General features: G+C 41.2%; 10 protein-coding genes and 4 tRNA genes. 11 read left to right on the top strand and 3 right to left on the bottom strand.

What is annotated here, in order from left to right; genetic code table 11:
- Positions 1-5: 5 nt before the first annotated feature.
- The 3 genes from AAGD16_RS09470 to AAGD16_RS09480 are packed head-to-tail and all read right to left on the bottom strand — an operon-like array spanning position 6 to position 4,306.
- Positions 6-935: a class I SAM-dependent methyltransferase gene (locus AAGD16_RS09470; RefSeq protein WP_090492241.1), complete on the bottom strand. Its 930-nt coding sequence runs from the start codon at positions 933-935 to the stop codon at positions 6-8.
- The gene (gene uvrB / locus AAGD16_RS09475; RefSeq protein ID WP_377111390.1) at positions 936-2,930 is read right to left on the bottom strand and encodes an excinuclease ABC subunit UvrB; all 1,995 of its coding nucleotides are present in this window, start codon (positions 2,928-2,930) and stop codon (positions 936-938) included.
- Positions 2,927-4,306, bottom strand: coding sequence for an MATE family efflux transporter (locus AAGD16_RS09480; RefSeq protein WP_033104422.1), 1,380 nt, complete (start codon positions 4,304-4,306; stop codon positions 2,927-2,929). Before AAGD16_RS09480 ends, uvrB begins: the two co-directional genes overlap by 4 nt.
- Positions 4,307-5,344: 1,038 nt before the next feature.
- Here AAGD16_RS09480 and AAGD16_RS09485 point away from each other — a divergent pair.
- The 11 genes from AAGD16_RS09485 (at position 5,345) to AAGD16_RS09535 (ending at position 14,000) form a co-directional block, all read left to right on the top strand.
- Positions 5,345-5,421: transfer RNA gene (locus tag AAGD16_RS09485), tRNA-Asn, on the top strand.
- 21 nt (positions 5,422-5,442) lie between these two features.
- Positions 5,443-5,519, top strand: a tRNA-Asn gene (locus AAGD16_RS09490).
- 21 nt (positions 5,520-5,540) lie between these two features.
- Positions 5,541-5,617 (top strand) — tRNA-Asn (locus AAGD16_RS09495).
- Between the two features lie 23 nt (positions 5,618-5,640).
- Positions 5,641-5,717 (top strand) — tRNA-Asn (locus tag AAGD16_RS09500).
- Positions 5,718-5,890: 173 nt separating this feature from the next.
- On the top strand, positions 5,891-7,834 hold the full coding sequence (locus tag AAGD16_RS09505; RefSeq protein ID WP_013465281.1) for a GGDEF domain-containing protein: 1,944 nt from the start codon (positions 5,891-5,893) through the stop codon (positions 7,832-7,834).
- A gap of 244 nt (positions 7,835-8,078) precedes the next feature.
- Positions 8,079-8,660 (top strand): electron transport complex subunit RsxA, encoded by a 582-nt coding sequence (rsxA, locus tag AAGD16_RS09510; protein ID WP_008115244.1) that lies wholly within the window; start codon positions 8,079-8,081, stop codon positions 8,658-8,660.
- A 1-nt stretch (position 8,661) separates the two neighbouring features.
- Positions 8,662-9,216, top strand: a complete 555-nt coding sequence (gene rsxB, locus AAGD16_RS09515; protein WP_013465282.1) for an electron transport complex subunit RsxB — start codon at positions 8,662-8,664, stop codon at positions 9,214-9,216.
- 8 nt (positions 9,217-9,224) lie between these two features.
- On the top strand, positions 9,225-11,615 hold the full coding sequence (gene rsxC / locus AAGD16_RS09520; protein WP_096038566.1) for an electron transport complex subunit RsxC: 2,391 nt from the start codon (positions 9,225-9,227) through the stop codon (positions 11,613-11,615).
- Positions 11,612-12,670, top strand: a complete 1,059-nt coding sequence (gene rsxD, locus AAGD16_RS09525) for an electron transport complex subunit RsxD (RefSeq protein WP_377111396.1) — start codon at positions 11,612-11,614, stop codon at positions 12,668-12,670. Before rsxC ends, rsxD begins: the two co-directional genes overlap by 4 nt.
- Positions 12,667-13,305 carry an electron transport complex subunit RsxG gene (gene rsxG / locus AAGD16_RS09530; RefSeq protein WP_377111399.1) on the top strand — a complete coding sequence of 213 codons (639 nt, stop codon included), beginning with the start codon at positions 12,667-12,669 and terminating at the stop codon, positions 13,303-13,305. The genes rsxD and rsxG overlap by 4 nt, the downstream gene beginning before the upstream one ends.
- Positions 13,302-14,000 (top strand): electron transport complex subunit E, encoded by a 699-nt coding sequence (locus AAGD16_RS09535; RefSeq protein ID WP_028835009.1) that lies wholly within the window; start codon positions 13,302-13,304, stop codon positions 13,998-14,000. Before rsxG ends, AAGD16_RS09535 begins: the two co-directional genes overlap by 4 nt.
- Positions 14,001-14,041: the final 41 nt, after the last annotated feature.

Consider the following 14,041-nt stretch of genomic DNA (forward strand, 5'->3'; position numbering starts at 1 on the left):
ACTCACTATGTTTTTGTTTTGTACACCAATGCTTTTAAGCTTTTATCGCTATCAATTTCAATAAAGCGATCAGTCGGTTCTAGGCGTTTAACAAACTCAATAGCACCTTGAGTATGTTCTTGAATAAGTGCTTTAAAGTCGTTTTCTGAAAGCTCTGGGCTATTAGCGCATAACAACAGCTGTGTAGTATCGTTTAAAAGCTCAGGAAGTCTGCGCAGCACTTTTTGGTAGTCTTTTGTTAATATAAAACTGCCTTTTTGAAAGCTGGGTGGATCAACAATAATTAAATCAAACGGTGCGGCTTTTTTTAGCTTACCAAACGACTTTAAAATATCATGCGGTAAAAAACTGACGCCCCTATCAACATTGTTTAATTGATGGTTTTGCTTACCGACTTTTAACACGCCTTTGCTCATATCCATGTTCATCACATGATCGGCACCGCCGTGCATAGCCGCTACCGAAAAACCACAAGTATAAGAAAACAGGTTAAGTACTTTGGCATGTTTACTATTTTGCATGACAAACTCACGGCCTTTTCGCATATCTGGAAAAATACCGGTGTTTTGCTTACTCATTAAATCAACCAAAAAACGCACACCATTTTCGGCTACGCTATGGCGCGCGGGCAATTGCCCGTGAACAAGGGTGTTATGGCTTTGCAGCCCCGCTCGCTGCTGATACACCAATGCAGTAATTAGCTCTGGATGATGTTGTTGTGCCCACTGCCATAACATATCGGTGAGCGTAGTGAGTGTTATCTCATCAATTTCACTGTATGACACCAAAAACAAACTCGGTGGATAAAAGTCTAAGTTAATATGGCTTAGCGCTTCTACGCTGTGGCCGCGACCATGAAATACGCGGCATAATTCGTTATCTGCAAAAGGCGTGTCTGCTAATGCATTAATAAGAGGAGTAAAATCGATTGTCATTTAATTAATCAACTGTTGTTGTAGTTCATGTATTTCGTCGCGTACAGAGGCGGCTTTTTCAAATTCTAAATCACTGGCGTAGGCATGCATTTTGGTTTCAAGCTGCTTAATTTGCGTGGCAATTTCTTTCGCACTAAGAATTTTTTTAGACTCTTTACGAATAAGCTGTAAGTTATCTTGCGGTGAAGCATCTTCACCTACATCCATTACATCGAGTATCTTTTTGATCAGTGCTTTAGGCTCAATACCGTGCTTAACATTATAAGCATGCTGTATATCGCGGCGTCGCTGGGTTTCATCAATGGCTTTGGCCATCGACTTAGTGATTCTATCACCGTATAAAATAGCACGACCATCAAGGTGGCGCGCAGCACGGCCTATGGTTTGAATAAGCGAGCGAGCTGAGCGTAAAAAGCCTTCTTTATCGGCATCTAAAATAGCTACTAATGCCACTTCTGGCATATCTAAACCTTCACGTAGTAAGTTAATGCCTACTAACACATCAAACACACCGGCACGTAAATCACGAATAATTTCAACCCGCTCTACGGTGTCTATGTCAGAGTGCAAGTAGCGTACTTTTACATTGTGCTCACTCAGGTAGTCGGTTAAATCCTCAGCCATGCGTTTAGTCAGTGTTGTAACTAATACACGCTCGCCTTTTTCAACACTTTTATAAATTTCTGAGAGTAAGTCATCAACCTGATCGCCAACCGGACGCACTTCTATTAATGGATCAAGTAAGCCGGTTGGACGAATAACTTGTTCAGCAACCTCGCCATTGCTGCGCTCTAATTCAAAATCACCCGGTGTGGCCGACACATAAATAGTTTGCGGTGCAATGGCTTCAAATTCTTCAAAACGCAGTGGACGGTTATCCATGGCCGAGGGCATTCTAAAACCGTATTCAACGAGGTTTTCTTTACGACTTCTATCGCCTTTATACATAGCGCCAATTTGCGAGACAGTTACGTGCGATTCATCAATAATCATTAATGCATCGTCGGGTAAATAATCAAGTAATGTTGGCGGTGGATCACCAGGTGTACGCCCCGATAAGTAACGGCTGTAGTTTTCAATGCCTGAGCAATAACCAAGCTCGGTCATCATTTCTATGTCGTATTGGGTACGCTGCGCAATACGTTGCTCTTCAACTAATTTATTAGCGCTGAGTAATTGTGCCCTGCGCTCTTTAAGTTCAACTTTTATTTTTTCGATGGCTTCGAGTATTTTTTCTCGTGGCGTTACATAGTGAGTTTTAGGGTAAATAGTTGCACGCACTATATGTTTTTCAACAGCACCAGTGAGGGGGTCAAAAATACTTAGGCGTTCAACTTCATCATCAAACATTTCTACACGTACTGCATAGGTATCTGATTCAGCGGGAAATATATCCACCACTTCGCCGCGAACACGATATGTACCACGACTAAAATCAATATCGTTACGGGTGTATTGCAGCTCTGCAAGGCGGCGCAGCATATCGCGCTGGTCGACTTTTTCGCCCACTTTTAAAAGCAGCATCATTTTCATGTATGAATCAGGATCGCCCAGACCATAAATCGCCGATACCGACGCAACGATTATGGTATCGCGACGCTCTAACAACGCTTTAGTGGCGCTGAGCCGCATTTGCTCAATGTGTTCATTGATGGATGCATCTTTTTCAATAAAGGTGTCACTGGCTACCACGTAGGCTTCTGGTTGGTAGTAATCGTAGTAAGATACAAAGTACTCAACCGCATTTTGCGGGAAAAATTCTTTCATCTCGCCGTATAATTGCGCCGCTAAGGTTTTATTGTGCGCCATAATTATAGTGGGGCGATTTAAATCACTAATGATGTTAGCCATCGTGAAGGTTTTTCCCGTCCCTGTTGCGCCCAATAAAGTTTGATGAGCAAGCCCTGCTTCTAAACCTTCGCACAACTGAGCGATAGCGGTAGGCTGATCCCCAGCGGGTTTAAATTTTGATTCTAACTGAAAATGATCGCTCAATGACTACACTCCTGTAATGCTTGACTGCTTAACGCTTCAATTTCTTTCATAAACCACTTATAGGCTACAAGGGCTGTGAATAAATTACCAATGGCCGCGCCAATAAACAAGCCGATTAAACCTGCCAGTTCATTCCCGATATACGCAAAGGGAACATAAAAAATAAATAACCGAATGACGCTCAAAACTAAGGCGTTCATGGGTTTGTGTAAAGCGTTAAACGAGGAGTTGGATAAAATGATCACTCCTTGCAAGCCATAACTTAATGGGATGGTATAAATAAACAGTTTTATGACATCAACAACGGCTTGCTCCTTACCAAATATTTCACTGATGACGCCTGAGAACATAATTAATAAAATATAAATAACAAACTGCCATAACATCACAAATTTTAAGGTTCCTAGGTAGGCATCCTTTACGCGAGAAAAATGACTGGCTCCAAAGTTTTGACTAATAAAAGGTGGCAAAGTCATCGATAATGCTAATACCACCAAACTCGCTATTGATTCTATTCGACTCCCTACTCCAAAAGCAGCCACAGCCTCTGGACCATGATGTGCAACCAATGCTGTCATTACTGCCATAGCAACCGGTGTTAGCATGTTAGCACCTGCTGCGGGTAAGCCTATTTTTAATATTTTACGAATAGCTCCAATAACCGTTTGCGACCCTGCTTTTAAACTCAATAAGCGCTTTTTAGCAATTAATAAGTATAAAATAATTGCCACAGCAACTGCCCATGCTATAACACTGGCGATGGCGGCTCCTTTAATGCCAAACGCAGGAATGGGGCCAAAACCAAAAATAAGTACAGGATCGAGTACCGCATTGATAAGCCCCGCTCCACCCATAATAATACTCGGTGTTTTAGTATCGCCACTGGCACGCAGTACAGAATTACCAATCATCGGGGTAATTAAAAATACACTGCCTAAAAACCAAATACTGATATATTCATGAATGAGCGGTAATACTTGCTCCCCAGCTCCGAGTAAAGTAAAAATAGGATCAATTAATAAATAGCCACACGTAGATAAAACCAACACTAATACCACCGCAATCAACAACGATATACTGGCATCAAAACGCGCTTCTTCAATATTGTTACTGCCTAATGCTTTTGCTATTACCGCTGAGGTACCTATGCCTAAACCAATCGCTAAACTAATAACGGTAAAAGTGACGGGAAATGTAAAGCTCACTGCAGCAAGCGGCTCAGTACCCAATAAGCTAATGAAAAAAGTATCAACTATGTTGAACATCATTAGGGTGATCATCCCAAAGATCATCGGAATGGTCATTTTCTTTAATGTAGGCAAGATTGGGGCGGTGAGTAAATCAGGGCGAGTATGTGATTGAGAATGTGCGCGCATAAAATAAATAAGCCTCTTTTACTGAACGGCATATTTTAAAGCATCCGAGCTGTTCAAGCCATGCTTTATTAAATCTAAACAATTAATTAAACGTTTAATCTACAAACTGTTATTTTTATGCCTTTGTAAACAAATTTTGCGCTAACACACTAAAAACCAAATAAAGTACATTTATGTAACTTTTGCAACATTTATTTTTTAGGTTTTGTTGATTTATCACACAGTCAGAGACTGTGTTTTATCGTCACGAAAAATTTTATTTATCGATCAAGTGAGTAACTTAGCTGAATCGTAAGCTATTGTTTTTAAATGTATAAAAAAAAAGCTTTTAAATACTTGAAATCGTTGTAGCGCCCTACAATGCTGGGGGTGCTGATGTTCTTAAAGTTTCATAAACAGAGTTATCCACAGAAACCGTGGATAACTCAATCAACCCCACGTTTATAAAGGGCTACAACCGAGTGCTAAATTGTCTGATCATTTGGTTTTTTCCGTTACCAATATGCAAACAGCGTTGTATGCCCCTGTTATGTGTATGAAGGTGATTTTTTCTTAGACTAATATCAGTGAGTAACACACTCAAACAGGTAGCTAACTCATTGATTGTTTTATTTTTGTACAAAGCATTACTGCTGCAGTCAAAATTTATATTATGTTTTAGCGCTAGTTTTAGTTTACGTAACTAATACGCATTTAGTTCAACCGTTTTAACGTACCAAAATAAAAAGGAGCCATTTATTTTAAATAAGTTAATTATCGCTTTATAAAAATACAGGAAATAGAACCCGTTTTTGCTATTAAAAGCCGTTTTCTTAAATTTTACTCATCACTTTATTAGCTCAAATTACAAACTTCATGCAAATATTACCCTGTTTTTATAAAACAATATCACTGCGCTTTACTTAAATAGTGTTACAAAACGCGCAGATTGCACATAAAAACAACGAATAGACCTCTTTTTTGAATTTATGATCTTTTATATGTTGACACTTTGCTATGCGGTCATTAATATTTCGCCCCGTTGAAAGGCAAGACGCTTCCCCCTTAGCTCAGTTGGTTAGAGCGACGGACTGTTAATCCGCAGGTCCCCCGTTCGAGTCGGGGAGGGGGAGCCAAGTTTTTCAGCCATAAACGATTCCCCCTTAGCTCAGTTGGTTAGAGCGACGGACTGTTAATCCGCAGGTCCCCCGTTCGAGTCGGGGAGGGGGAGCCAAGTTTATGTTTATGATGTAGTTCCCCCTTAGCTCAGTTGGTTAGAGCGACGGACTGTTAATCCGCAGGTCCCCCGTTCGAGTCGGGGAGGGGGAGCCAAGTCATAAAAAGTATATTTTAGTTCCCCCTTAGCTCAGTTGGTTAGAGCGACGGACTGTTAATCCGCAGGTCCCCCGTTCGAGTCGGGGAGGGGGAGCCAATTTACTACAATCACATAGACATACCCTCCAATTTGCTCTACCATTCTTCTTTTAAAATAAAAACTTTTTTGCTTAAAAAACTAACCATTTGATAACTATTGATATCGAGCTATAATTAGTTTAATAATCATGAGGTTGTGTCCTCCCCCATTTGACATAAAAAGATTAAATAATGGCAGCTTTCAAAAAACTTATTCTTATACAACTGTTAGCTTGGCTGGTACTTGTGTCCGCTGGTAGTTATTTTATTAGCCAAAATTTTGATAATGCCATCGGCAACGCTCAAAAAAATGCACAAGCGACCGTTGAGCAATACATTAAAAATCTCTCTGCGACAGATATATCAGCAGAAAATCTTAAAAACACGCTTGCAACTAGTGAAACCTTTTCAAATTTTGTTTTACGTGACTATCAAGGCGTTGAAGTATTTTCGGTTAACAATGCAGTGCAATTACCTTTTATTGCTGAGCTTATTCAATCTAGTAGCAACTCAGTACGTCCTCAGTACGCCACAAATAATAACGCCGATATAAAAATTGAATTTAAATTAAACATTACTCACTTGGGTGAGCAGTTTCAAACCGCGTTTTTTGTTATTTTAATTGTTAGCACCCTACTCGCCCTAATACCTATTATATTGATGAAAACCATTGTTAAGCACATTAACGACAATATATGTACGGACGTTGCTGATGTTATTGATGTATATATCAATCAAAACCAACTAGGTGATGATTTTGCAACTAAAATTGATTCACCTGAGTTAGCTAAGTTGGGGAAAAGTTTAATTCCTAGCTTTAATCGTTTATCGCACTTTTTAAAAAGCAAAAACGACAATATAAAAAATGCAGCCCACGATATTAAACGTGAAGCCTACAAAGACGGCGTTACTGAATTAGGTAATCGCAATATGTTTGTTGATTACTACGAAAAAAATATAGAAAACACCGAAATAAGTACATTTGGCTCTTTAGCACTTGTCCGCTGTAGTGAGTTACAGTCAATTAATCAAAGTCGAGGCTATCAAAAAGGTGATGAGTACATTAAGTCGGTTGCAGATATCATAGTAAATATCAGTGGTACCTATTCCGGCAGTCAAGTTTTTAGAGTAAACAGCTCTGACTTTATAATTATATTGCCGAATACCCCGTTAAAAGAAGCTGAAAAATTTGGTGAAAACTTACAATCTCGCTTTACTCAATATATGCAAAACCAAGAGCTTAGCTCGGTTGCAAACACAGGTATTGTGGGGTACGAAAAAGCCAAACCTTTAGGTGAGTTGCTCTCTATCGTTGATAACGCAATGAGTATGGCGCAATCTAAGCAAGCTAATGCGTGGCATGTGCAGCGCGATACTGATCTTGTTAATAATGTGAGCGCAGGGTTTGGTAACCAAAACTGGCGTAAAGTGATTAACGAAGTGATCGAGTCTAAAAGTGTCCATTTAGTGATCCAAAATATTATGCCATTAGGTAAAAGCATTAAAGCCTATGCTGAAATTCAAGCCCGCTTCAAAACAGAAGAAAATCAAGCTTTGCCTACCGCTTCATTTTTAGCAATGGCTGAAAAGCTCGATATGGCAATAGAAATTGATAAGTTAATTATAGAATCGTCATTAGAAAGAATAAAATCGAGTAATTTATCTGAAAAATACTTTGGCTTAAATATTACCCCTTCAAGTGCGCACAGTGACCAATTTATGATTTGGTTAGAGCGTCGTTTGCTTAAAGATACCCATATTGCTTCTAAGTTAATTTTTGAGGTGAGTGAATTTGGTCTGCAACAAAACATTAAAGCAAGCAAACGTTTTATTGATATGGTGCATCGCGTTGGAGCCAGAATTACTGTTGAACGCTTTGGTGTAGGACTCACATCATTTAAGTTTTTCAGAGATTTAAAACCAGACTTTATTAAAATGGATGCAAGTTATACCCGAGGCTTAGAGGATGATAAAAATAATCAGTATTTTATGCGTTTAATGGTCGACCTTGCACACCGAATTGGCGTCAGTGTTTTTGCTGAGGGCGTTGAAAGCCAAGAAGAAAAACACATTGTAGAAACGTTATGCCTAGATGGTGTTCAAGGTTACTACATTGAAAAGCCCAAAGACATCTAACGCCTCTACTCCAATTAACGTAAAAAAGAGCATGTATGCTCTTTTTTACGTTTTAAAGTGTGCTTTTATGAATTTTCAGCCGTTAAAATGCTGACAGTTTTTTAATTGCAAAGTCCCTTGATTTTAACCCTTTACAATTAGCCCATTATTTAACGTTGTTTATTTAACTGATAATCACTCAACGTGTTGTTAATCACAGTAGAAAAAAGGATAATACACGGGATTTTATTAGCGTGAGGCACACATGACAGAATACGTCTTGTTATTAATTGGAACAGTGTTAGTCAACAACTTTGTATTAGTACAATTTTTAGGCCTTTGCCCGTTTATGGGCGTGTCGGGGAAACTTGATACAGCCATAGGTATGTCTTTGGCAACCACCTTTGTGCTAACGCTTGCCTCTGTGACAAGCTATTTAGTAAATGAGTATATTTTATTACCATTGGATATTACCTATCTGAAAACAATGAGCTTTATTTTAGTAATAGCTGTTGTTGTACAATTTACTGAAATGGTTGTCAGAAAAACCAGTCCAACGCTTTACCGGTTACTGGGAATATTTTTACCTTTAATAACCACCAACTGTGCGGTACTTGGTGTTGCTTTATTAAATATCAAAGAAGATCACACGTTTTTACAATCGGCCGTTTATGGCTTTGGTGCTGCGGTGGGTTTTTCATTAGTATTGGTTTTATTTGCTGCATTGCGCGAACGTTTAGCCGCAGCAGACGTACCAACCCCATTTAAAGGTGCCTCAATCGCAATGATAACGGCAGGTTTAATGTCAATGGCCTTCATGGGTTTTACTGGATTAGTGAAGTTTTAATATGACCTTGTTGTACGCTTTAATAGCGCTGGGTTTGCTGGCGTTAATTTTCGGATTAATTTTAGGGTTTGCAGCAGTACGCTTTCGAGTAGAAGGTAATCCTGTTGTAGAACAAATCGACACCATTTTACCGCAAACACAATGCGGCCAATGTGGTTACCCTGGCTGTCGTCCTTATGCAGAAGCCATTGCCAATGGCGATGAAATAAATAAATGCCCTCCAGGTGGTGAAGCGACCGTTAAAAAGCTAGCTGATTTAATGGGGGTTGAGGCTAAACCCCTCGCTGGCGGCGAACAAGCAGATCCGGTTAAAACAGTGGCGTATATCCGCGAAGATGAATGTATTGGCTGTACTAAATGTATTCAAGCCTGCCCTGTTGATGCGATTGTGGGTGCAACACGTCAAATGCATACCGTTCTAATTGACGAATGCACTGGCTGCGATTTGTGCGTTGAACCTTGTCCGGTCGATTGTATTGACATGCTACCTGTTGCACCAACAAAACAAACCTGGAAATGGCAATTAGACGCTATTCCTGTTACCCAAATAGATTAGAGGTTTGAGTGGAAAAGTTACTTGAACAAATAAAAAAAGGCACCGTTTGGGCATTTCCTGGCGGCGTACATCCTCCTCAGCAGAAATCATTATCTAATAGTGCGCCTATAGCCAGACTCCCTTTGCCTGAAAAACTTGTTCTGCCTTTAAAGCAGCACATTGGCGCTAGTGGTAAATTAATAGTTGAAAAAAACCAGCACGTCTTAAAAGGCCAAGCGTTAACAAAGCCATCAGCTAATTGGTCGGTGCCAATACATGCACCGACTTCCGGCACTATTATTGATATTACGCCTATGCCGTCGGCGCACCCTTCGGCATTACCTGAATTAAGCATTATTATTGAGCCCGATGGCAACGATACCTGGTGTGAATTATCGCCTTTAGCAAACCCAGCCACTGCATCACACGATGAACTGGTTGATGTTATTCATAATGCGGGTATTTCTGGTATGGGCGGCGCAGGCTTCCCAACCTATGTAAAAGCTGATATTAAACAACCTATTGAATTTTTGATTGTTAATGCGGTTGAGTGTGAACCTTACATCACGGCTGACGATACCTTAATGCGTGAGCACGCCGCTGAAATAGTCAAAGGTATTGAGCTAATGCAGCAGTTACTTAATCCGACGCTGTGTATTATTGGTATTGAAGACAATAAGCCCGAGGCTATCACAGCCATGACAGAAGCGGCGAATCATAACGAGCATATCTTAATACAAACCGTGCCTACTGTTTACCCTTCTGGCGGTGAAAAACAGCTAATAAAACTGCTCACTAACCGTGAAGTACCAAACGGCGGTATCCCAGCTGATATCGGCATTTTAGTACATAACACCGGCACTTTATTTGCGATACAGCAAGCTGTATACGAAGGTAAACCGTTAATTGAACGTGTCGTTACCGTTACCGGCAATACTATACATAATCCTGGCAATGTATGGGCGTTATTAGGTACTGAAATTAAGCACTTACTTGATTGCCAAGGTTTTTCACCGGTGCCACAACAACGCGTGGTCATGGGCGGCCCTATGATGGGCTTTACCTTACCCACAGTTCGTATTGGCGTTGTTAAAACAACAAACTGCATACTTGCCCCAGATCATAAGGAATTAGCAGAGCCTGGCCCAGAAAAAGCCTGTATTCGCTGCAGTGCCTGTGCCGATGCCTGCCCTGCCTCGTTATTGCCACAACAATTACAATGGTTTGCTAAATCAAAAGAATACGACAAACTCCAAGAGCATAACTTATTTGACTGTATTGAATGTGGTGCCTGTGCCTATGTATGCCCTAGTGAAATACCACTTGTTCAGTATTATCGCGTTGCAAAAGTTGAAATTAAAGAGCAAATTGCCGAGAAGATAAAATCAGATCGCGCTAAAGAGCGCTTTGATGCACGTAAAGCGCGTTTAGAGCAAGAACAAGCTGAGCGAAAAAATCGCCATAAACGTAAACCTGCCCCTAAATCGACCGAAGAGCAGCAAAAAGTAGCCGATGCCCTTGCCCGCGTTAAAGATAAAACTAGCGATGGTGACAATAAATCAGCTGTAGCAGCGGCAATTGCGCGCGCTAAAGCGAAAAAGCAAGGTGGCGAACTCGAGCCAGATAACAGTGAAGTTGCAAAAGAGCGCGCAGCACGTAAAGAACAAGCTCGCCTTTACAAAGAGCAAAAGGCACAAAATAATGGTGATGACGAGCCTGTAGATGATAAAAAATCAGCCGTTGCTGCCGCTATTGCCCGTGCTAAAGCCAAAAAAGCAGCACAAGCCAATGAACAAGCGCAAAGTGATGACACAGAAAGTGAATCGCCAGTCGCTGCCGATGATAAAAAAGCCGCGGTAGCTGCTGCTATCGCCCGTGCAAAAGCTAAAAAGGCAGCACAAGCAAATGAGCAGACAGCAACTGATGACACTGCAAGTGAATCTCCAGTTGCTGCAGATGATAAAAAAGCTGCCGTCGCTGCCGCTATTGCCCGTGCTAAAGCCAAAAAAGCAGCACAAGCAAATGAGCAAGCAGTAAGTGATGACGCAGTAAGTGAATCACCTGTCGCTGCCGATGATAAAAAAGCTGCCGTCGCTGCCGCCATTGCCCGTGCTAAAGCCAAAAAAGCAGCACAAGCTGCTGAGCAAACACAAAGCGATGACGCAATAAGTGAATCACCTGTCGCCGCCGATGATAAAAAAGCCGCCGTGGCTGCCGCTATTGCCCGTGCTAAAGCCAAAAAAGCAGCACAGGCTGATGAATTAGCAAAACAAAGTGAAAACACTGAGCCACAAAGCAACGATGAATCTTCAGAAGGCTCACAGCAAACAGCTCAAGAAAAAAAGAAAGCCGCCGTAGCCGCCGCTATTGCTCGCGCTAAAGCTAAAAAGCAACAAAAAGAAGGAAATGATCAGTCATGAAACTAACCATGGCCAGTTCACCCCACAATCATAGTCACAAATCTGTGACACGTTTAATGTTAACTGTGATTGCGGCCTGTATTCCTGGTGTTATTGCACAAGTTGTATTTTTTGGTACCGGTGTACTTATCCAATTATTATTAGCGTTAGTGTGTGTAAGCGCATTTGAAGCAGCCATTATGCTAATGCGTAAGCGCCCTATCTGGCCTTCATTAAGCGATGGCAGCGCATGGCTAACCGGCGTGCTATTAGCGATTAGTGTTCCGCCTTTAGCGCCGTGGTGGGTTATTGTTATAGGATGTTTGTTTGCCATTGTTATTGTTAAGCAACTTTATGGTGGTTTAGGCTTTAATTTATTTAACCCTGCAATGGCAGCTTATGTACTTTTATTAGTGTCGTTCCCTGTGCAAATGACGGCCTGGTTACCCGTTACAGAGTTACTCAATACGGGCATTACTTTTAGCCAGCAACTTAGTCTAATATTTAGCGACTTTACAACTCTTGGATATAGCTTAGATCAGCTCAGAGTGGGTATTGATGGCAGCACAATGGCCACCCCTCTTGATACCTTAAAAACAGATATTGCTCATAGTCTTACCGTCACTGAAAGTATGCAAAAACCGGTATTTAATGAATGGGTAGGCCTAGGTTGGGGTTGGGTTAATTTAGCCTTTTTACTTGGTGGCCTTTATTTATTAAAAACGAAAGTGATTAACTGGCATATACCAGTGAGTTTTATTGCCAGTTTAAGCCTATGCGCTGCAATTGGTTATATTGCCTCGCCAGGCACTGAGCCGGGTCTGGTATTTCACTTATTTAGTGGTGCGACTATGCTGGGAGCCTTTTTTATCGCCACCGATCCTGTATCAGCTACGACCACTAATCGAGGCCGCCTTATTTATGGTGCCGCGATTGGTTTAGTTGTGTATTTAATTCGTACATTTGGTGGCTTTCCGGATGCCGTTGCATTTGCCGTATTACTGATCAATATTGCAGTTCCGCTTATTGATTACTACACACAACCAAGAACCTATGGCCATGGAGCAGTAAAATGATTATTTCTTCAATGGTAAAAAATGGCGCAATATTATGCGGCTTCGCACTCCTTACAACAGGGTTAGTGGCCACCATAAACTCGTTAACGGCCGATAAGATTGCAGAGCAAGAGCAACTGCAATTAACTAATCAGTTACAAGAAGTATTACCGCACAGCAAGTACACTAATGAACTTTCTCAAGATTGTGTGATTATATCAGACCCTTTACTTGGGCCATACGACAACCAAGTAATTTACCGTGCACGTAAAGATGACGTGCCCGTTGCATTAGTCATTCGTCATGTCACTCCTAGCGGCTACAGTGGCGATATAAACTTGCTTAGCGCGGTATATCGCGATGGCAGCGTTGCTGGTGTAAGGGTTACTAAGCATGAAGAAACCCCTGGTTTGGGCGATAAAGTCGAAATTAAAAAGTCAGACTGGATCACCTCATTTAATTCAAAAACAGTACAAAGCGAAAGTGACGCGCGTTGGGCCGTTAAAAAAGATGGCGGTCAGTTTGATCAATTTACTGGCGCAACCATTACGCCTCGCGCCGTTGTTGGCTCAGTTAAAAATGCGGTAGTGTATGCACAAAATAACTTTGATGATCTTTTTGCAGCAGCGAATGCTTGCCCTGAGGTAACACCATGAGTGAATTAAAAACCCTTTACAAAGAAGGCTTATGGGGAAATAACCCCGCCTTAGTACAGTTATTAGGTTTATGTCCTTTACTTGCTGTTACCTCCACGATTACTAATGCGCTAGGTTTAGGCTTAGCAACCTTGTTAGTTTTAGTGGGCTCTAATATTACCGTATCATTTGTGCGCAATTGGGTGCCTAAAGATATCAGAATACCGGTTTTTGTAATGATCATTGCCGGTTTTGTGACGATTGTGCAGCTGTTAATGAACGCCTACACTTTTGGCCTTTATCAATCTTTAGGGATTTTCATTCCGTTGATTGTGACTAACTGCGCCATTATTGGTCGTGCTGAAGCATTTGCCTCTAAAAATCCAGTGCATTTATCTGCCTTTGATGGCTTGATGATGGGCTTAGGCTTTATGCTGGTACTAGTTGTACTTGGCGCTATGCGAGAGCTGATTGGCCAAGGCACCTTATTCGATGGCGCCGATTTATTACTCGGTCCTTGGGCTTCAGCTTTACGCATCGAAGTATTTAGCTTTGATAGCCAGTTTTTACTGGCCATTTTACCACCAGGCGCATTCTTAGGGCTTGGGCTGCTGATCGCCGCTAAAAACGTCATTGATGCACAAATAAAATCAAAACAAGTAACGCCGCCAGAAGCTGAAAAAGGCCCACGTGCACGTGTTACTAGCTTAACTTAAGGGGAAAACGCATTAACTGAATAAAGCTAATGCGTTTTAAG

This window comes from Pseudoalteromonas sp. M58 (assembly GCF_042604605.1).
GTDB lineage: Bacteria > Pseudomonadota > Gammaproteobacteria > Enterobacterales > Alteromonadaceae > Pseudoalteromonas > Pseudoalteromonas tetraodonis.

What these genes read in the sequence shown, in the direction of transcription:
- AAGD16_RS09470 (WP_090492241.1), bottom strand. Translation starts at nt 935, where the DNA reads ATGACAATCGATTTTACTCCTCTTATTAATGCATTAGCAGACACGCCT.
- AAGD16_RS09505 (WP_013465281.1), top strand. Translation starts at nt 5,891, where the DNA reads ATGGCAGCTTTCAAAAAACTTATTCTTATACAACTGTTAGCTTGGCTG.
- AAGD16_RS09480 (WP_033104422.1), bottom strand. Translation starts at nt 4,306, where the DNA reads ATGCGCGCACATTCTCAATCACATACTCGCCCTGATTTACTCACCGCC.
- AAGD16_RS09535 (WP_028835009.1), top strand. Translation starts at nt 13,302, where the DNA reads ATGAGTGAATTAAAAACCCTTTACAAAGAAGGCTTATGGGGAAATAAC.
- rsxB (WP_013465282.1), top strand. Translation starts at nt 8,662, where the DNA reads ATGACCTTGTTGTACGCTTTAATAGCGCTGGGTTTGCTGGCGTTAATT.
- rsxD (WP_377111396.1), top strand. Translation starts at nt 11,612, where the DNA reads ATGAAACTAACCATGGCCAGTTCACCCCACAATCATAGTCACAAATCT.
- rsxG (WP_377111399.1), top strand. Translation starts at nt 12,667, where the DNA reads ATGATTATTTCTTCAATGGTAAAAAATGGCGCAATATTATGCGGCTTC.
- rsxA (WP_008115244.1), top strand. Translation starts at nt 8,079, where the DNA reads ATGACAGAATACGTCTTGTTATTAATTGGAACAGTGTTAGTCAACAAC.